Annotated in this window: 19 protein-coding genes and 1 tRNA gene; 8 read left to right on the forward strand and 12 right to left on the reverse strand. The window is 67.2% G+C overall.

The window, feature by feature from the left end:
- Positions 1-53: 53 nt before the first annotated feature.
- The 6 genes from ACFTSF_RS26485 to ACFTSF_RS26510 all read right to left on the reverse strand — a co-directional run bounded on the left by ACFTSF_RS26485 (position 54) and on the right by ACFTSF_RS26510 (position 3,912).
- A complete protein-coding gene (locus ACFTSF_RS26485; RefSeq protein ID WP_380156497.1) occupies positions 54-353 on the reverse strand; it encodes a hypothetical protein in 300 nt (99 codons plus the stop codon).
- A gap of 46 nt (positions 354-399) precedes the next feature.
- Entirely contained in the window at positions 400-591 is a 192-nt protein-coding gene (locus tag ACFTSF_RS26490) for a hypothetical protein (RefSeq protein ID WP_380156498.1), read from the reverse strand.
- A 28-nt stretch (positions 592-619) separates the two neighbouring features.
- Entirely contained in the window at positions 620-1,363 is a 744-nt protein-coding gene (locus ACFTSF_RS26495; RefSeq protein ID WP_380156500.1) for a GntR family transcriptional regulator, read from the reverse strand.
- A gap of 104 nt (positions 1,364-1,467) precedes the next feature.
- Complete coding sequence (locus ACFTSF_RS26500) at positions 1,468-1,629, reverse strand: hypothetical protein (protein ID WP_344159107.1); 162 nt, start codon at positions 1,627-1,629, stop codon at positions 1,468-1,470.
- Between the two features lie 105 nt (positions 1,630-1,734).
- Complete coding sequence (locus tag ACFTSF_RS26505; RefSeq protein WP_380156502.1) at positions 1,735-2,895, reverse strand: NAD-dependent formate dehydrogenase; 1,161 nt, start codon at positions 2,893-2,895, stop codon at positions 1,735-1,737.
- Positions 2,896-2,940: 45 nt separating this feature from the next.
- Complete coding sequence (locus tag ACFTSF_RS26510) at positions 2,941-3,912, reverse strand: LysR family transcriptional regulator (RefSeq protein WP_344159111.1); 972 nt, start codon at positions 3,910-3,912, stop codon at positions 2,941-2,943.
- Positions 3,913-3,976: 64 nt separating this feature from the next.
- On the opposite strand from ACFTSF_RS26510, the gene ACFTSF_RS26515 reads away from it, so the two are divergent.
- Positions 3,977-4,828, forward strand: a complete 852-nt coding sequence (locus tag ACFTSF_RS26515; RefSeq protein ID WP_380156505.1) for an alpha/beta fold hydrolase — start codon at positions 3,977-3,979, stop codon at positions 4,826-4,828.
- Between the two features lie 260 nt (positions 4,829-5,088).
- Here ACFTSF_RS26515 and ACFTSF_RS26520 read toward each other — a convergent pair whose 3' ends face one another.
- From ACFTSF_RS26520 to ACFTSF_RS26535, 4 genes are all read right to left on the reverse strand, one after another.
- Positions 5,089-6,111 (reverse strand): PQQ-dependent sugar dehydrogenase, encoded by a 1,023-nt coding sequence (locus ACFTSF_RS26520; protein ID WP_380156507.1) that lies wholly within the window; start codon positions 6,109-6,111, stop codon positions 5,089-5,091.
- Positions 6,112-6,222: 111 nt separating this feature from the next.
- On the reverse strand, positions 6,223-6,936 hold the full coding sequence (locus ACFTSF_RS26525; RefSeq protein ID WP_380156509.1) for a YdcF family protein: 714 nt from the start codon (positions 6,934-6,936) through the stop codon (positions 6,223-6,225).
- Positions 6,937-6,952: 16 nt separating this feature from the next.
- Positions 6,953-8,086: a DNA polymerase III subunit beta gene (gene dnaN, locus ACFTSF_RS26530; protein WP_380156511.1), complete on the reverse strand. Its 1,134-nt coding sequence runs from the start codon at positions 8,084-8,086 to the stop codon at positions 6,953-6,955.
- 67 nt (positions 8,087-8,153) lie between these two features.
- Positions 8,154-9,125: an NAD(P)-dependent alcohol dehydrogenase gene (locus ACFTSF_RS26535; protein WP_380156513.1), complete on the reverse strand. Its 972-nt coding sequence runs from the start codon at positions 9,123-9,125 to the stop codon at positions 8,154-8,156.
- A 61-nt stretch (positions 9,126-9,186) separates the two neighbouring features.
- Between ACFTSF_RS26535 and ACFTSF_RS26540 the strand changes: the two genes are divergently transcribed.
- Complete coding sequence (locus ACFTSF_RS26540; protein ID WP_380156515.1) at positions 9,187-9,828, forward strand: TetR/AcrR family transcriptional regulator C-terminal domain-containing protein; 642 nt, start codon at positions 9,187-9,189, stop codon at positions 9,826-9,828.
- On the opposite strand, the gene ACFTSF_RS26545 is transcribed toward ACFTSF_RS26540, so the two are convergent.
- Positions 9,815-10,393: an AAA family ATPase gene (locus tag ACFTSF_RS26545; protein ID WP_380156516.1), complete on the reverse strand. Its 579-nt coding sequence runs from the start codon at positions 10,391-10,393 to the stop codon at positions 9,815-9,817. The two genes, ACFTSF_RS26540 and ACFTSF_RS26545, sit on opposite strands and share 14 nt — an antisense overlap.
- Positions 10,394-10,512: 119 nt before the next feature.
- Here ACFTSF_RS26545 and ACFTSF_RS26550 point away from each other — a divergent pair, with 119 nt between their 5' ends.
- From ACFTSF_RS26550 to ACFTSF_RS26570, 5 genes are read left to right on the forward strand one after another with little or no spacing between them, the layout of a single operon-like run.
- On the forward strand, positions 10,513-11,145 hold the full coding sequence (locus ACFTSF_RS26550) for a class I SAM-dependent methyltransferase family protein (RefSeq protein ID WP_380156518.1): 633 nt from the start codon (positions 10,513-10,515) through the stop codon (positions 11,143-11,145).
- 46 nt (positions 11,146-11,191) lie between these two features.
- Positions 11,192-12,316 (forward strand): FAD-dependent oxidoreductase, encoded by a 1,125-nt coding sequence (locus ACFTSF_RS26555; protein WP_380156520.1) that lies wholly within the window; start codon positions 11,192-11,194, stop codon positions 12,314-12,316.
- A gap of 4 nt (positions 12,317-12,320) precedes the next feature.
- The gene (locus tag ACFTSF_RS26560; protein WP_380156522.1) at positions 12,321-12,992 is read left to right on the forward strand and encodes a TetR/AcrR family transcriptional regulator; all 672 of its coding nucleotides are present in this window, start codon (positions 12,321-12,323) and stop codon (positions 12,990-12,992) included.
- Between the two features lies 1 nt (position 12,993).
- Positions 12,994-14,139, forward strand: coding sequence for an N-methyl-L-tryptophan oxidase (gene solA / locus ACFTSF_RS26565; RefSeq protein ID WP_380156524.1), 1,146 nt, complete (start codon positions 12,994-12,996; stop codon positions 14,137-14,139).
- A 9-nt stretch (positions 14,140-14,148) separates the two neighbouring features.
- Positions 14,149-14,541 (forward strand): RidA family protein, encoded by a 393-nt coding sequence (locus tag ACFTSF_RS26570; RefSeq protein ID WP_380156525.1) that lies wholly within the window; start codon positions 14,149-14,151, stop codon positions 14,539-14,541.
- Positions 14,542-14,581: 40 nt separating this feature from the next.
- On the opposite strand, the gene ACFTSF_RS26575 is transcribed toward ACFTSF_RS26570, so the two are convergent.
- Positions 14,582-14,655 (reverse strand) — tRNA-Arg (locus ACFTSF_RS26575).
- Positions 14,656-14,814: 159 nt separating this feature from the next.
- Here ACFTSF_RS26575 and ACFTSF_RS26580 point away from each other — a divergent pair.
- Positions 14,815-16,299: a PrsW family glutamic-type intramembrane protease gene (locus tag ACFTSF_RS26580; RefSeq protein ID WP_380156527.1), complete on the forward strand. Its 1,485-nt coding sequence runs from the start codon at positions 14,815-14,817 to the stop codon at positions 16,297-16,299.
- Positions 16,300-16,328: the final 29 nt, after the last annotated feature.

Raw genomic sequence — 16,328 nt, forward strand, 5'->3', positions numbered from 1 at the left:
TCCCCTGCCGATCGCCCGCCGACCCCACCAGGGCCTGCGGGCGATCGCCTGTGTCAGCGATCCCACTCCCAGTCCTGTATCCGCGAGTGGACCGCGATCGCATTGACAACCAAGTTGGTGCGACCTCCCGCCTCTAGTCGCGCCATACAAGCCTCCGCCATCTCCTCGGAGAAGAAAGCACCGATCTGGCCGTAGCTCTTGTCGTCCTCATCGAGCCACTCGCCGGAGTAGATCAACTCCGGCGCGCGGTACCCGCTCGGCAGCTTCAGAACCCAAGACGGCCAAGTCCGGAAGTGCCATCGCCCGATCCGGAGGCGAATGCGGTGAGGATCTTCAATCGCGAACTCGAACACCACCTGAGCCTAAATCAGCTGGCAAACGAGCTGCGCAGCGATCCGCTCAGGCGCCTCGGATGGAGTCGAGCTGCTGCCTCAGCGAAGCGAACTTGCCGGCCGTGAAGCCGCAGATGGCGCTGACCTCGATCTGATCCCAGACGTTGGTCGCATAGTGCTCGATGGTGAGCAGTGCAGCCCGGACGGCGTCGGTTTCCTCTGGGCTGAAAGTGACCTCGCCCCGCTCTCCGATCTCCATGTCGCGACACCCTGGTCGTGCAGGTGCGTCAGCTGAGGGTGCGGCGTCGGCGGCGGGGTTCGGGTTCGGGGGTCGGCTCGGTGGGGCCTTCGGTGGCGCGGAGGTCGTGGTAGGCCTTGCGGGTGTGTTCGGTGTGCTCGCGCATGGTCTGGGCGGCCTTGTCCTCGTCGCCGTCGCTGATGGCCTTCACGAGGCGGCTGTGTTCGCGCCAGGAAGCGGCGCCGCGGACGGGGGCCAGCGGGGTGTAGTACCAGCGGACGCGGCGGTCGACCTGGGCGGCGAAGTCGATCAGGAAGCGGTTGCCGGACATCTGGGTGATGAAGGCGTGCAGTTCGCCGTTCGTGCGGACGGCGCCGTCGGTGTCGCCGGACTCGTGGAACGCCGTACCGACCTTGCAGAGCTCTTTGAGCTTGGCCAGGTCTTCCTTGGTGGCGTGCCGGGCGGCCAGACGAGCGGACTCGGACTCCAGCGCGGCACGGGCGGCCAGGAGCTGGTCGACCTCGTCCTCGGCCGGGACGTGCACCATGGCGCCGAAACCGGGCCGCAGGTCCACCCAACCTTCGTTGTTGAGCCGCTGCAGCGCCTCACGCACGGGCTGCCGGGAAACACCGAGCAGACCGGCCAGCTCGACCTCGACCAGGTGCCGGCCGCGTTCGAGCGTGCCGTCGATGATCATCTCGGTCAGAGCCTCGTACACCGACTCGCGCAACGGTTGCGGCCGCTTGACGTGCCGTACACCGGCCGGTTCCGCTCCTGTGCTGATGGTCGTCATCGAGGTCCTCCGGTTTGCCTGGGGCAACAGCATGGCACTTGGTAGACAGTCTACCAAGTGCCATGACCGTACATAGTGTTCGTCGCAGCCTTGGGTCAAGCGATTCAGGCGGCCGATTCCTCGGCGCGCTTCTTCTCGTCGGTGCTGGTCAGCTCGGCGAGCTCGGCATCCAGGTCCACGGGGGTGTCCAGTTCATGCTGCAGCTCCGGGGCATCCGGAAACTGCGGGCGCGCCGCCAGAGCACCGAACCTACGGGTGAAGATCATTGCTTTCCCTTCCTGCTCCCGAGAGGAGCTTTCTTGAATTCTGGCTTCTGTATACATTCAACCAGGTGTACTGACCGGTTATGCCCGCATCTCACGTGATGCGCCTTACATACGGGTCGAATACGAATGCGCTCCGGTACCCGCCAGTCGCCCACCGTCAACAATCAGGTATTCGTCGCGGATCGGGGTCCCCGCCAGCCACGATTCCAGGATCTCGCGGGTGCCCGCGGCGTACCGGGCCTGGGCGGACAGCGATGAGCCGGAGATGTGTGGGGTCATGCCGTGGTTCGGCATCGTCCGCCACGGGTGGTCGGCCGGGGCCGGCTGCGGGTACCAGACATCACCGGCGTATCCGGCCAGCTGCCCGCTCTCCAGGGCGCTGACGATCGCGTCGCGGTCGGCGATCTTCGCCCGGGCGGTGTTGATGAGGTAGGAACCACGCTTCATCGTCGCCAGCAGCTTCTCCCCGAAGAGCCCCTCCGTCTCCGGGTGCAGCGGCGCGTTGATCGTCACGACGTCACAGTGCGGCACCATCTCGGCCGCGCTCGCGTGGAACGTCAGGTTCAGCTCGCGCTCGACTGACTCCGGCAGCCGGTGCCGGTCGGTGTAATGCAGGTTAACGTCGAACGGCGCGAGCCGCCGCAGGACCGCCGTACCGATCCGTCCGGCGGCGACCGTACCGACATGCATCCCCTCGAGGTCGTACGACCGCTGCACGCAATCCGCGATGTTCCAGCCACCGTCGACTACGACCTGGTACGACGGGATGTAGTTCCGCACGAGCCCGAGAATCATCATCACCACGTGCTCGGCGACGCTGATGCTGTTGCTGAAGGTGACCTCGGCAACTGTCACGCCATGCTGAACGGCGGCGTCGAGATCGACATGGTCGGAGCCGATGCCGGCGGTGATCGCGATTTTGAGGTTGGGCGCCTTTGCGATCCGCTCGGCGGTCAGATACGCCGGCCAGAATGGTTGCGAGATCACCACATCGGCATCCGGCAACTCTCGATCGAGAACCGAACCGTCGCCGTCCTTGTCCGACGTCACGACCAGTGTGTGCCCCTGACTTTCCAGGAAGCTGCGCAGGCCGAGTTCGCCGGAAACGCTGCCGAGCAATTCGCCCGGTGTGAAGTCGATCGCCTTCGGGGTCGGTGCCGTCTGACCACCGGGATAGCCGGTGATCGTGGGGATGTCATCGCGGGCATATGGCTTCGGGTAACCGGTCGCCGGGTCGTCGTACAGAACACAGAGGATCTTCGCCATGATGTGGAATCTCCTTGTTTGTAAGGTGATTCCACAGTCCCGCTGTTAGGTGCCGACGGTCAAAGACTTGCTCGTTATCGCGTGATAGCCAGAACCCATCAAATGCACATCGAGCAGATCGTCGAGGGCTTTGTGCACACCGGCCTGACGCGCGACATCGAGTAATGCTCTGGCCAGCACGGGTTCCGGGCTGCGGGCGGCGATCACCAGTCCCACCCGCGGTCCGTCGGCCGGGCCCTTCAGCGGTACGACGCGCATTCCGTCCGGTACGCCGAACATGTGCAGCCAGGCATGGGAGATCACCGTCGACCAGTGGTTGCCGTGCAGGTGGCTGTAGAGGCCCGAGACGGTGTCGCTCTCGATGGCCGGTGTGGCGATCGCGCCGTCGTCGGTGAAGTAGCCGTTCATGATCCGGCGGTTGCGCATGTCCGGCGACAACAGGCACAACGGCAGCTCGGCAACCTGCGACCACGTTGCCATCGGCACCTCGGCCAGCGGCGAGTGCTGCGGTGTCAGCAGGAGATAGCGCTCCTCGTAGAGCGGCGTCTTGCGAACCTGACCGAGCGTGTCGTCGTCGAGATAGGTCATCGCGACATCAAGGTCGAACTCGGCCAGCTTGTGCGTGATGTCGCGGGACGACAACGACTCGATCGTCACGCGCGCGTTCCCATGGCGTTCGCAGAACGGCGTCGTGAGGAGCGACACCACTGGCATCGCGGTCGGGATCGCGCCCAGTCGCAGAGTGCCGGTCAGACCGCCGCGCAGGACCGACAACTCGTGTCGCAGTGCGTCCTGCTCGGCGAGGATTCGCTGGGCCCACAGCAGTACCCGCTCACCTTCAGGAGTCAGCCCCTCGAAGCGGCGCCCGCGCCGTACGATCGGTACGTCGAGCTCCTGCTCGAGCTTGCGGATCGCGGCCGAGAGCGACGGCTGCGACACATAACAAGCATCGGCCGCCCGGGCGAAGTGCTTCTCCCGAGCCAGCGCCACGAGATACTCCAGCTGCCTCAACAGCATCGCGCATACCAGCTGTCTGTATACATAATGCAACTGTACGGACTGGACCAACCTTTGGCTATCTGTGAGCCAGGTCACAATTCGCTGCTGTCTGCTTCGCTGCCCGCCGATCGACGCTCAGGCAAAGGACTTCTTCTTCACGAAAGGCAGCGAGATGCAGAAGGTCGCTTCACTGGACGGCACCGAGATCGCGTACGACGTGGTCGGTAGCGGGCCCGGTCTGGTCCTGATCGCCGGTGCGTTCACCGGCCGGGCGTACTTCACGCCGTACGTCGAGGCGCTGTCGACCGCCTTCACCGTGGTGAACTACGACCGCCGCGGCCGCGGTGACTCCGGCGACACCGCGCCGTACACGGTTGAGCGCGAGTGGGAAGACCTGGCAGCTGTGCAGGCGGCAACGGGCGCACGGTTCGCCTGTGCGTTCTCGTCCGGGGTGATGGTGCTGCTCCAGTCCGGTGTGCCGTTCGAGCGGATCGCTGTCGTCGAACCGCCGTTCCGGGTCGAGGGTGCACCGCCGGTGCCGGAGCGGTACCTCGAGCGACTGCAGGAGTTGGTCGCGGCTGGGAACCCGGCTGGGGTGGCCGAGCTGTTCATGGTCGAGGCTGTCGGTCAGCCAAAGGAGGCCGTCGACCAGATCCGCGAGACGCCCATGTGGCCGGGGCTGGTCGCCATGGCGCCGACCCTCGTGTACGACACCCTGCAGATGGGCGACAGCGCCGTACCGACTGCTCTGCTCAAGTCGTACGACACACCGACGCTCGCGCTCTTCAGCAACGCCAGCCCGGCCTGGCTACAAGAGTCCATCCGCCAAACCGCCGCCGCCCTCCCACACGCGACCGCCGAAGGCCACGAAGGCACCTTCCACACCCTCTCCCCAGAAACCCTCACCCGAGTTCTGGCCGACCACTTCGCCTAGCTGACCTGCATCCTGCGATGGACAGGACGTATACGTCTGCTGATCCACCAGACCGCCGACCGTGAGCGCGGCGGCGACATCCAGTGCACGCATACGTCCTGTTCCTCGGAGGATTGCTGGCGTGGGGCACATCTCGGGGGTGTGCACCCCGTGCGGGGGGCTTGAACAAGTTATGCCTTGTTCACGGCCCTCAGTTGTTGTTCACGCCCCCAGCAGTTGCACGCCAGCTGACCCGGCACGCTCTTCGAGTGAAGAAGTGGTCAGCCGAGGACCACCCGGAGAATGCTGCCGTTGGTTTCGCTGATCACCCAAAGGGAGCCGTCGGCGGCGTTGGCTACCGTGCGGATACGGCCTTGCTGGTTGGTGAAGCTGGCGACCGTGTTCCCGTCGCGGACGCCGCCGCGGACCGGGATGGCCCATAGGCGCTGGCCGCGGAGGGCGGCCATCCACATGGTGTTGCGGGAGAAGGCCAGGCCGGACGGGGACGCCTGGGCGGTCGTCCAGGTGGCCTGGGGGTTGATGAAGCGGCTGTCGTTGCAGCTGCCTTCGCAGGTCGGCCAACCGTAGTTGCCGCCGGCCCGGATCTGGTTGAGCTCGTCGGTGGTGTTCTGGCCGAGCTCGCTGGCCCAGAGCCGGTTGCCTTCGTCCCAGGCGAGGCCCTGGACGTTGCGGTGCCCGAGGCTGTACACGCGGGTTCCGCTCGGGTTGCCGGGCGCGGGACTGCCGGTCGGGGTGACCCGGAGGATCTTGCCGCCGAGCGAGTTCGGGTTCTGTGCGTTGGCGGTGTTCGCGGCGTCACCGGTGCTGATGTAGAGGAAGCCGTCGGGCCCGAAGGCGAGCCGGCCGCCATTGTGGATGTTGGCCCGCGGGATCCCGGTGACGACGGTCTGCGGGGTACCGAGGGTGGTGCCGTCATAAGTCATCCGGACGACTCGGTTGTCACCGGAGGCGGTGTGGTAGGCGTAGAGCAGCCGGTCGGTACCGAAGGTCGATGCGACCGCGATCCCGAGCAGACCGCCTTCGCCGCCGTGCTGGACATTCGGGACGCGGCCGATCTGGCGGACCACGCCGGCCGCGGTGACGTGCTTGATCAGGCCAGTGTCTCGCTCGGAGAGCAGTGCCGAGCCGTCCGGCAGGACCGCGAGGCCCCATGGGGACTGGAATCCACTCGCCACCGTCCCGGCGATCCGGGGTGTCGGTGGCACGGCGGCGACCGCGGATGGTGCGGCTGTCACCAGGAGCAGGGCGGTAACGGAGGCCAGGGCGGAGAGTCGTTTACGCATGAACTCGGGTCCTCACTGTCGATCCCCCTCTTCGGACAGCAAGCCTGCCGTACTTCCGCCCGCGAGGCCACCCACAGTGATGGGAGGATCACTGTGGGCGTTCCATTTGGGTCAGGAGCCGGGTGGGCGGATCAGGCCGGGGTGGGCGGCGGCTAGCTGGCTGTAGGCGGTGAGGACTGCGGGTGGGATGTCGATGTGGTCGAGGTAGTTCTTGCCTCGGGGGCCGTAGCCGGTGGGGGTGTCGTGGAGGCGTTGGATCTCGCCGAGGATGAGGGAGCGGAAGCGTTCGAGGCTCCAGATCTCGGGGTGATCGGGGCCGGCGCTCACGAAGCCGGGCCCGATCCAGGGGATGAGCGGTGCGTGGCTGATGAGGTGCGTGCCGGGGAGGTCGGCGAAGGAGCGCTCGAAGCTGGCGTGGGTTCGCCGTTGCATGGTCGGGTCCTGGATCAGCAGGAGCGTGGTTGGTTGGTCGATGAGGCGGCGGGTGAAGGAGGCGTTCTCGCCGCAGTTCGTCGACTCGTCCTCGACCTCGATGGCTGACGCCGGTACGTCGTACTGCGTGGTGAGGAGGTCGCGGAAGACGTGCGACTCGGGGCGGCCGCCGATCTCGACGGGCAGACCTCGGCGCGTGACCGCGGTGTCGAGGTGATGGGTCGAGTGGCCGATCCCGCCACTGATCAGGATCCGCGCGGACGTGTCCTGGTGGAGTCGGGCGGCGACTTCGACCGACTCCAGTACGGCGGATCCCATCAGCACGATGACGTCGACGTGCTCGACCGGCTCGTCGCGGCGGGCGAGGTAGCGGGCGATGACTGCTTCAGGCACCTGCATCAGTTTGGCATCAGCTGATCCCTCGGAGTGGGACGACGATGTACGCCGAGTGGCCGTCCGGGGTTTCGTCGGGGGAGTGCAGGCCGACGATGTTGACCGGTTTGGTCGGCTCGGTGAAGGAGAAATGCGTGAACGGTGTGCCGAGCGAACCGAGCGCATCCACGAGGTAGCCCGTGTTGAACCCGATCACCAGGGGATCGCCGGTGAGCGTTGCCTCGATCGGCTCGGTGGCCTCGGCCTCCTCACCGCTGCCGGCGCTGAGGATCGCCGTCCCCTCGGTGAACTCGAACCGCAGCGGCGACGTGCGCTCCGCGACGAGCGAGACCCGCTTCACCGCCTCGATGAGACTGGCGGTGTCCGCCGTGACCGTCCTGGTGATCGAGCCCGGTGCCGGAATCAGCTTGCGCACCTTGGGGAACTCGGCGTCGATCAACCGGCTGGTGGCCCGGCGGCCGGCCCCCTCGAACCCGATCAACCCGTCCCCTGTGCGAGTTGAACCGAGTGCGAGGGTGACCTCGTGACCGGCCATCGTCCTGGCCAGGCCGGACAGCACCTTGGCCGGGACGAGCGCGTCCGCCTCGATCTCCGGATCGTTCGGCTCCCAGGCGAAACTGCGGACCGCCAGCCGGTAGCGATCCGTGGCCAGCAACGTGATCACCGGCCCGCGGATCTCCACCCGAACTCCGGTGAGGACCGGCAGGGTGTCGTCCCGCCCCGCAGCGGTCACCACCTGAGTGACCGCCCGCGCGAACACCTCACCGCTCACCACCCCGCCGGCGGCCGGAAGCTCCGGCAGTGCCGGGTACTCATCGAGCGGCAGCGTCTGGAGCGCGAACCTGGCGGCACCGCTCGACACCGCGACCCGAGCCCCCTCCGAACTCAGATCCACGGTGTCCCGCGGCATCGCCCGGCAAATACCGGCCAATAGCCGCCCCGAAACCAGGACCCGGCCGTCGTCCCCGACCTCGGCCGGTAGGGAGACCTGCGCCGAGCTCTCGTAGTCGAACCCGGACACCGTCAGCATTCCGTCGGCCGCCTCGACCGACATCCCGGCCAGAATCGGCACACTCGGCCGGCTCGGCAGCCCTTTGGCTACCCAACCAACCGCCTCGGCGAGCACCTCACGCCCCACTCGAACCTTCACGGTCACCTCTCCCGATCGCGAGGTTCAACCCAATCAGGCGCCACCGACAGTTTCCGTGAAACCCTTGTCAGGCCACGGCGATCACGACTTTCCCGCGCACGTGACCATCGATCAGGTACTGGATCGCCGCCGCTGCCTCGGCCAGCGGGAAGACCCGATCGACGGCCGGAACCACCTTGCCGGTCTCGATCAGTTCGGTCATCGCCTGCAGGTCGACGTGGTTCTCGGAGCTGATGAACGGACGCAGCCGCTGGCCGACGAACCCGGTCAGCACCATCGCCCGCAACAGGCGGTCCATACCGCCCAACCACCGGCCACCCGTCTCACCTCCGACGATGACAAGCGTCCCCTTCGGCGTCAGCGCCTCCCGCAACCGACCCAGCGACGAGTGCCCGTTGATGTCGAGGATGACGTCGAACGGCCCGTACTGCGTGAAGTCGTCGCTGCTGTAGTCGAGCACCTGATGCGCGCCGAGCGCACTGACCAGATCGCCCTTGCTCTTGCTGCAAACCCCGGTCACGTCGGCACCGAATGTCGCGGCCACCTGCACCGCGTAGCTGCCGACCCCGCCCGAGGCGCCCAGAATCAGTACCCGGTCGCCACGCTTGACCTTCGCCTGATCACGAACCGCCTGGAGAGCAGTCAGCGACGAAACCGGTACGGCGGCCGCCTGCTCGAACGTCAGATTCGCCGGCTTCGGCGCGAGCTTCTTCTCCAGAACCCGGGCGTATTCGGCGAACGTCCCGATCCCGAGCCCGTACACCTCGTCGCCCGGCTTGAATCGGCTGACCCCGGCCCCGACCGAGCTGACCACCCCGGCCACGTCCATGCCGATCACCGGGTTCTTCGGCGCACGAACGCCGTACCCGGCGAGCCGGACGGGGTAGGGAAGGCCGGTCATGAGGTGCCAGACGCCCCGGTCCACCCCGGCCGCGCGGACCTCGACCAGCACCTCGTCGTCAGCTGGCACCGGCACGTCGACTTCGCGGAGCGCGAGCACGCCGGGATCGCCGTACCGGTTCTGTGTGATGGCAAGCATTGTGTTCCCCCCACTCTCGTACTTACGGCGTAAGCTTACGATGTAAGGTTAGAGTCTGTCCATGACACCGCGGGGAGATCCACTCAACCGGGAACGCGTCCTGCGGGCCGCGATTGCGCTCGCCGACCGGGACGGGCTGGACGCGCTGAGCATGCGCAAACTCGGCACCGAGCTCGGCATCGAGGCGATGTCGCTCTACAACCACGTGAAGAACAAGAGCGATCTGCTGGACGCGATCGTCGATCTGGTGCTGACCGACATCGAGGTGCCACCGACCGGGACGCCGTGGAAGGAAGCCATGCGGCGGCGGTCGATCTCCGCACACGATGTGCTGGTCGCGCATCCGTGGGCGGCGCTGCAGATCATGTCCCGGTTCACGATCGGTCCGGGGATGACGAAGTACCTGGACTCGACGCTCGGTCGGCTGCTCGAGGGCGGCTTCACCGTCGAGGGCGCGCTGGATGCCTGGCACACGCTCGACAGCCACCTGTACGGCTTCACGCTGCAGGAGGTGAACCTGCCATTCGCGGTCGACGCGGCCCCGGATGTGTCGGCTCAGGTGGTGGGCGGACTGGATCCCGAGCGGTTCCCACATGTCGTGCGGATCATCACGCACGTGATGGAGTCCGGCCGGGTCGAGGACTTCGAGTTCGGCCTCGACCTGGTCCTGGACGGCCTGGAGGCCAAACTCAACGGAAGGTGATCGCCTGCAGCCGGCTCGCCTGACGCCGGCTCAGCACGATCGCGGACCGCGCACCCGGAACCACCTGTCCGGGGTCCTGAGTTGCCCGAGCGAGCAGCTGCGGCCAGCGCCGGCAGTGCGTCTCCATACTGCTGGTCCGTACGACGCGTCCGCGCGACCACTGGCCGTCCCGCGCCACCTCACCCGGTACGTCGATCAGGATCAGGTGCAACGGCAGTCCGGCGCGACGCGCACGCCATCCGAGCACTCGCCGTACCCACGGGCGCGTGGCGCAGTCATGGATCACCATGGGACCGCTGTGCATCGCTCTGAGCACCTGCACGTAGTAGGTCAGGTGCAGCAGCGGACGCCAGTAGGAATAAGGAACAGGACTCAGCACGCGCATCCACCGTGCCCGCAACCGCTCGGAGTCGAAGACCCGCAAGCCACCGTGGTCCTCACCCTCGGGGTAGAGCCGACGCAGCAGCGTGCTCTTGCCGGCTCCCGGAATCCCGGCCAGCACGACCACAGCATCCCCTGAGTACCGAATCTCTTCCTCGGCGCCGACAACCGCCAAGTTCATCATCGCTACCACGTCAGTGCCCTTCCCTAGCCTGCCAGTACTCGTTTAGACGAACGGGGTTCCCACCTGGCCCCGTGCCTGCACTAAGAACTCCCTAGGAGTTCCCTGAGAGGAATCACGTCATGGACTGGTCCACCTGGCACGACGACTACGACCGCCCCGGTACGCCGCTCGCCCGGCGACTGGCCGACGTACAGGGGCATGTGCGCGCGGCCCTGTCCGACGCCCCGCCTGGCCCGCTCAAAGTCATCAGCCTTTGCGCGGGGCAGGGCCGGGACCTCATCGAGGTGTTGGCCGACCACCCTCGTCGTGCTGACGTCCACGCTCGCCTCGTCGAACTGGACCCGCGCAACACCGCCGTAGCCACCGCAGCTGTCGAGAGTCTCGGACTCTCCGGGGTCGAGGTCGTCACCGGCGACGCGTCGCTCACCGACCAGTACGCCGGCCTGGTGCCCGCCGACCTCGTGCTCGCCTGTGGCATCTTCGGCAACATCTCGGACCGGGATGTCGAGCGCACGGTCTCGCTCAGCCCGCAGTTCTGCAAACCCGGTGCTGTGCTGATCTGGACACGCCACCGCGAGGCGCCCGACCTGGCGCCGACGATCTGCGGCTGGTTCGAGTCGGCGGGGTTCGAACGCGTGTATCTGTCTCCTGCCGACGCCGGGTACGGCGTGGGCGTGCACCGCTATATCGGGGATGAGCAGGCTTTTGTGCCGGGTGTGAGCCTCTTCACCTTCGGATCGGCGCGCTCGTAGGTCGAACGAACTTGTTCGTAACGAACATGTTCGTTATGGTCGGTGTATGACTACTCATCACCCCATTGCGATCATCGGCGCCGGGCTCGGCGGGCTGACGGCTGCGCGGGTTCTGCAGGTGAACGGGATCGAGGCGGCGCTGTTCGAGCTGGAGCCGTCGGCGGAGGCGCGGGTGCAGGGCGGGATGCTCGACATCCACGTGGAGAGCGGGCAGCGGGCACTCCACGCCGCGGGCCTGTACGACGACTTCCGCAAGCTCATCCATGAGGGTGGCGAGGCCATGCGCCTGGTTGGTCGTGATGGCACGGTCCACGCCGCTATGGAGGACGACGGCAACGGCGGACGACCGGAGGTGGATCGCGGCGACCTGCGCAAGCTGCTGCTGGATTCGCTACACGACGGTGCGATCCACTGGGGCAAGAAGGTCACCGGCGTGCGGCCGTTGGACGGCGGACGTCACCAGGTGTCCTTCGCCGACGGGTCCACCATCACCACCGACCTCTTGATCGGTGCCGACGGCGCGTGGTCGCGTGTTCGGTCGCTGGTTTCGGATGCAGTGCCGACGTACACCGGCATCTCCTTCGCCGAGTTCGACCTACTGGACGCCGAGGTGCGCCACCCGCGCAGCGCTGCGCTGATCGGCAGCGGCTTCTTCATCTGCCTGGGTGACGAGCGCGGCATCCTGGCGCACCGGGAGACCGATGGCAGCCTGCATGTCTACGCCGGGCTGAAGGTGGACGAGGATTGGCTCGACATCGTCGACCCCACTTCCACCACAGTGCTGCGCTACTTCGACGGCTGGGACGAAGGCCTCCGAGAGCTGATCGCAGCTGCCGACGGTTCTCCAGTGCTGCGCCGCATTCACGCGCTGCCGGTCGGACACCGCTGGGAGCGCACCGCCGGTGTGACGCTGCTGGGCGACGCCGCTCACCTGATGTCGCCGTTCGCCGGTGAAGGCGCCAACCTGGCGATGTTCGACGGCGCCGAGCTGGCACAGGCGATCGCGGCACACCGCAACGACACCGAGGCTGCACTGACGGCGTACGAGAGCTCTCTCTTCCCGCGCGGTGAGGCCAGCGCTGCGGAGTCCGCTGAGAGCCTGGAGATGATGTTCGGTGCGGACGGTCTGGAACGCATGACCGAGTTCTTCACAGGCGGTGCAGTAGCTTGAGTGCATGCCTGCGCTGAGCCGCCGGGAGCGTCCCGCCAAACCTGCACTGACCCGTGAAGGCATCATCGACACGGCAGTGCGGGTGATGGATAGCGAGGGTCTGCAGCGCGTCACGATGCGCCGCCTCGCGCAGGAGCTCGACACCGGCCCCGCCTCGCTTTATGTGTACGTCGCCAACACCCACGAACTCCATGGCGCGATCCTCGATCGCCTGCTGGCGCAGGTCGACCTGACACCGGCCCAGCACGCAGACGACTGGCGGGAGGCGTTGCAGCAAGTCCTCGGCAGCTACACCGACCTGCTGCTCGCCCATCCGAGCCTGGCGCAGTCCGCGCTCAACACCCGCCCCGACGGGCCTAACTATCTAGCGCTGGTCGACAGCTTGCTCGGCCTGCTCGCCGCCGGGCGAGTACCCGCCGGCCAGGCGGCCTGGGGTTTGGACTACCTCCTTCAGACAGCCACCGCCACGGCCGCGGAACACGCTACCGACGGCAAGGACGGCAACTCCGAAGCCGAGTGGCAACGACTCAGCGAATCCATCACCAGCGCCTCGGCACAGCAGTTCCCGCACCTGACCGAACACGGCGCCGACCTGCTCTCCGGTACGCCGTCCGAACGCCGCCGCTGGGCGGTCGACATGCTCATCAACGGCATCATCGCCACGGCCAGGCCCTGACATGCGCACCGATGTGGTCGTCGTCGGCCTGGGAGCGTTCGGTTCGGCAGCGCTGTGGCGGTTGGCTGCTCGCGGAGTGAACGTGGTCGGGATCGAGCGTCAGGCGATCGGTCACCCGCTCGGTTCCTCGCACGGTACGACGCGGCTGTTCCGGGTCGCCTGTATGGAGCACCCCGGGCTGACTGCGATCGCGCGGAAGTCGCTGGAGCTGTGGACCGAGCTGGGGGAGCGGACCGGCGAGACGTACGTCCGGCAGACCGGCTCACTGAACGTCGGTGCGCCCGACAGCAGGCCGGTCAGCGGCGCACTTAGGGCCGCAACCGAGGCCGGCGCGCCAACCACCGACCTGTCTCACCACGAGCTCAGGGCGCGGTACCCGCAGTACGGCGGTCTCGCCGCCGGCGATGTCGCTGTACTGGATCCAGGTGCGGGGATCTGCTTCGCCGAACCGATCGTCCGCGCGCACGTCACCGAGGCCCGCCGCCTGGGTGCCGAGGTCTACGAGCACACGATGGTGACCGAGATCGACCCGCGCGCCGACGAAGTGATCGTGCGCACGCCGACGGCTGAGTTCCACGCCGATCAGGTCATCGTGTGTGCGGGCGCCTGGCTGGGGTCGCTGTATCCCGAGTTGCCGCTGACACCTCGCCGTACGCCGATGTTCTGGTTCGCACCGAAGGACCCGGACTCGGAGGCGTTCCGGCTCGCGAACTTCCCGTCGTTCATCTGGGAGCTCGCCGATGGACGCGGCCTGTGGGGCCACGGCTCCGACGACGGCTTCGGTGTGAAGGTCGGCCTCGAGGGCGACACCTCCCACGTGACCGGCTTCGCCGCCGACGACCTGGACCGCTCGATCCGCCCGATCGAAGACATCGCCGAACTGGCCGCCGCCGTCGGTCATGCCTTCCCCGGCCTAGACCCGGCACCCGTCCAGGTCATCCCGTGCATGGTCACCGACTCACCCGACGGACAGTTCCTGGCCGGCCGGTACGGCGATCGCGTGGTGGTCGCCGGCGGCGACAGCGGTCACGGCTTCAAACACAGCGGCGGACTCGGCGAACTCCTCGCCCAGATAGCGATGAAGGAAACGCCGTACACGGACGCATCCTTCATCGACCCCCATCGCTTCGGACCTTCCGTGCCCTAGGTTTCGAGCATGACCGTCGACTTGCTGAACCCGGACGACCTGCCGACCCCGACGATGTACAGCCACGTGGCGATCGCCACCGGCACCAAGCTGGTCTTCATCGCCGGGCAGGAGCCGGAAGATCTCCAAGGCGAACTGGTCGGCCCCGGCGACCTCGCGGTCCAGGCCCGGCAGACGTTCGCGAACCTGGCCCGCGCCCTGGCCGCGGCCGGCGCCCGACCCGATCAGGTCACCCGGCTCGGCATCTACCTGGTCGGCTACCTCCGCGAACACCAGGCAATCGTCCAGGCAGCCCGCCACGAAGTGTTCGGCGACCACAAGCCGACCGACGTCATGATCGGCGTCGCGGCCCTCGCCCGCCCCGAGCAACTCATCGAGGTGGAGGCCATCGCCGTCATCTGACCGCCTGAAGCTGCGTCCTCGCAGGTCAGGGGGTGGTTTGCGCGCCAGGCAGGACTCGAACCTGCGACCAACGGATTAGAAGTCCGACGCTCTATCCAGCTGAGCTACTGGCGCATGCCAGGAAGAGTCTGTCAGATGGGCGGGTGATCGCGCTGCCGGGTTACCGGGTGTGGCGTGCTTCGGCGGTGGGGAAGTACAGGGTTGTCGTTCCATCCCGGTAACGCCGCGTGGGCGGTTCTGCCCTCGGGTGGATGATCCAACTAGGCTGCGGGCATGAGTTACCCCTCACCAGGCCCGGCCGGGTCGCCGCAACCCGCGGCGTCGTCGGCGTACCCGCCCGGCGGACAGTACCCACAGCCGAACGTGCTCGGGAACCATCCGGTCCCTGGGCAGCAGCGGAACCGGCGGGTTCTGATCGGCATCGTGATCGCCGTCCTGATGGCGATCGCCGGGCTGGCGATCTTCGCGATCGTGGCGAACTCGACGGGTGCGGGTGGTTTCACCTGGGGGATGGCGTTCGCGATGGTCCCGGTGATCCCGGTGATCGGGCTCTACCTCTGGCTGGACCGTTACGAACCGGAGCCGACCAAGTACATTCTGTTCGCGCTCTGCTGGGGTGCCTTCATCGCGACGCTGGTCGCGATCTTCATCAACACCGAGGTCGCGAAGCAGTTGGCCGAGACCGGCGCCGGCGGCGACCGGTCGGCCGTCTTCGTCGCCCCGCCGGTGGAGGAGTTCGCCAAGGGCTCCGTGATCCTGCTGCTGGCGCTGGTGCGCCGCAAGGAGTTCGACGGCATCATCGACGGTCTGGTGTACGCCGGGATGGTCGGTGTCGGCTTCGCCTTCACCGAGAACATCCTCTACTACGGCCGCATCTTCAGTGAGCTGTCCCACGAGGCCGGTAGCGACGAGGGCCTGCGTGGCGTCCTTGTCCTCTTCGTCCTGCGCGGCGTGATGTCGCCGTTCGCGCATCCACTCTTCACCTCTTTCACTGCGATCGGGATCGGCATCGCCGTCCGCCATCGCAGTACGGCGGTGCGGTACCTGGCCCCGGTCGTCGGCTACCTGGCCGCCGTACTCGCGCACGCAGCCTGGAACGCCTCGGCCAGCTGGGCCGAGGGCACCGGCTTCCTGGTGGCCTACTTCCTGCTGATGGTGCCGATCTTCATCGGCATGGTGGCGTTCGCGCTGGTACTGCGGTCCCGCGAAGGCAAGATGATCGCCTCGCGGCTCTACGACTACGTGCGGTTCGGCTGGATGGTCGCCCCGGAAGTACCACTGATCGCCACGATGCGCGGCCGCAAGGCCCTCCGCCAGAACGCCCGGCGGTACGGCGGTCAGGCCGAAGCCGCCGCGAAGGCGTTCCAGCAGAACGCGACCGACCTCGCCTACCTGCGGGACAAGATCGTCCGCCAGGTGATCGGGCCCGAGGCGCTGCAGGACGAGAAGCGGCTGCTCGACGAGCTACGTGCCCGGCGAGCCAGCGTCCCCTTCCCGCCGATGCCAGCCTTCCCCCAGGCGATGCCCCCGGGCGGACCAGGTGGGCCCGGGATGCCGGGACCGGGCGGTCCCGGGGTCCAGGACGCACCGATCGGGTACGGCGCGCCGCAGCCTGGCCCGGGTGGTTACGGAGCGCCCCAGCCGGGGTATCCCTCGGGGCAACCCGGTTACCCAGCGGGCCAGCCCGGTTACCCATCGGGACCCCCTGGTTCGCAAGGATCGCCGGGAGGATACGGTCCGTATCCACCATCGCAGTGACTGCCACCCGTCCACGCCGCCAAACGGGG

Origin of the sequence: Kribbella sp. NPDC056951, from assembly GCF_042674205.1 — a bacterium.
Classification (GTDB): domain Bacteria; phylum Actinomycetota; class Actinomycetes; order Propionibacteriales; family Kribbellaceae; genus Kribbella; species Kribbella yunnanensis.

What these genes read in the sequence shown, in the direction of transcription:
- ACFTSF_RS26490 (WP_380156498.1), bottom strand. Translation starts at nt 591, where the DNA reads ATGGAGATCGGAGAGCGGGGCGAGGTCACTTTCAGCCCAGAGGAAACC.
- ACFTSF_RS26495 (WP_380156500.1), bottom strand. Translation starts at nt 1,363, where the DNA reads ATGACGACCATCAGCACAGGAGCGGAACCGGCCGGTGTACGGCACGTC.
- ACFTSF_RS26500 (WP_344159107.1), bottom strand. Translation starts at nt 1,629, where the DNA reads ATGATCTTCACCCGTAGGTTCGGTGCTCTGGCGGCGCGCCCGCAGTTT.
- ACFTSF_RS26505 (WP_380156502.1), bottom strand. Translation starts at nt 2,895, where the DNA reads ATGGCGAAGATCCTCTGTGTTCTGTACGACGACCCGGCGACCGGTTAC.
- ACFTSF_RS26510 (WP_344159111.1), bottom strand. Translation starts at nt 3,912, where the DNA reads ATGCTGTTGAGGCAGCTGGAGTATCTCGTGGCGCTGGCTCGGGAGAAG.
- ACFTSF_RS26520 (WP_380156507.1), bottom strand. Translation starts at nt 6,111, where the DNA reads ATGCGTAAACGACTCTCCGCCCTGGCCTCCGTTACCGCCCTGCTCCTG.
- ACFTSF_RS26535 (WP_380156513.1), bottom strand. Translation starts at nt 9,125, where the DNA reads ATGCTTGCCATCACACAGAACCGGTACGGCGATCCCGGCGTGCTCGCG.
- ACFTSF_RS26540 (WP_380156515.1), top strand. Translation starts at nt 9,187, where the DNA reads ATGACACCGCGGGGAGATCCACTCAACCGGGAACGCGTCCTGCGGGCC.
- ACFTSF_RS26545 (WP_380156516.1), bottom strand. Translation starts at nt 10,393, where the DNA reads ATGATGAACTTGGCGGTTGTCGGCGCCGAGGAAGAGATTCGGTACTCA.
- ACFTSF_RS26550 (WP_380156518.1), top strand. Translation starts at nt 10,513, where the DNA reads ATGGACTGGTCCACCTGGCACGACGACTACGACCGCCCCGGTACGCCG.
- ACFTSF_RS26555 (WP_380156520.1), top strand. Translation starts at nt 11,192, where the DNA reads ATGACTACTCATCACCCCATTGCGATCATCGGCGCCGGGCTCGGCGGG.
- ACFTSF_RS26560 (WP_380156522.1), top strand. Translation starts at nt 12,321, where the DNA reads ATGCCTGCGCTGAGCCGCCGGGAGCGTCCCGCCAAACCTGCACTGACC.
- solA (WP_380156524.1), top strand. Translation starts at nt 12,994, where the DNA reads ATGCGCACCGATGTGGTCGTCGTCGGCCTGGGAGCGTTCGGTTCGGCA.
- ACFTSF_RS26570 (WP_380156525.1), top strand. Translation starts at nt 14,149, where the DNA reads ATGACCGTCGACTTGCTGAACCCGGACGACCTGCCGACCCCGACGATG.
- ACFTSF_RS26580 (WP_380156527.1), top strand. Translation starts at nt 14,815, where the DNA reads ATGAGTTACCCCTCACCAGGCCCGGCCGGGTCGCCGCAACCCGCGGCG.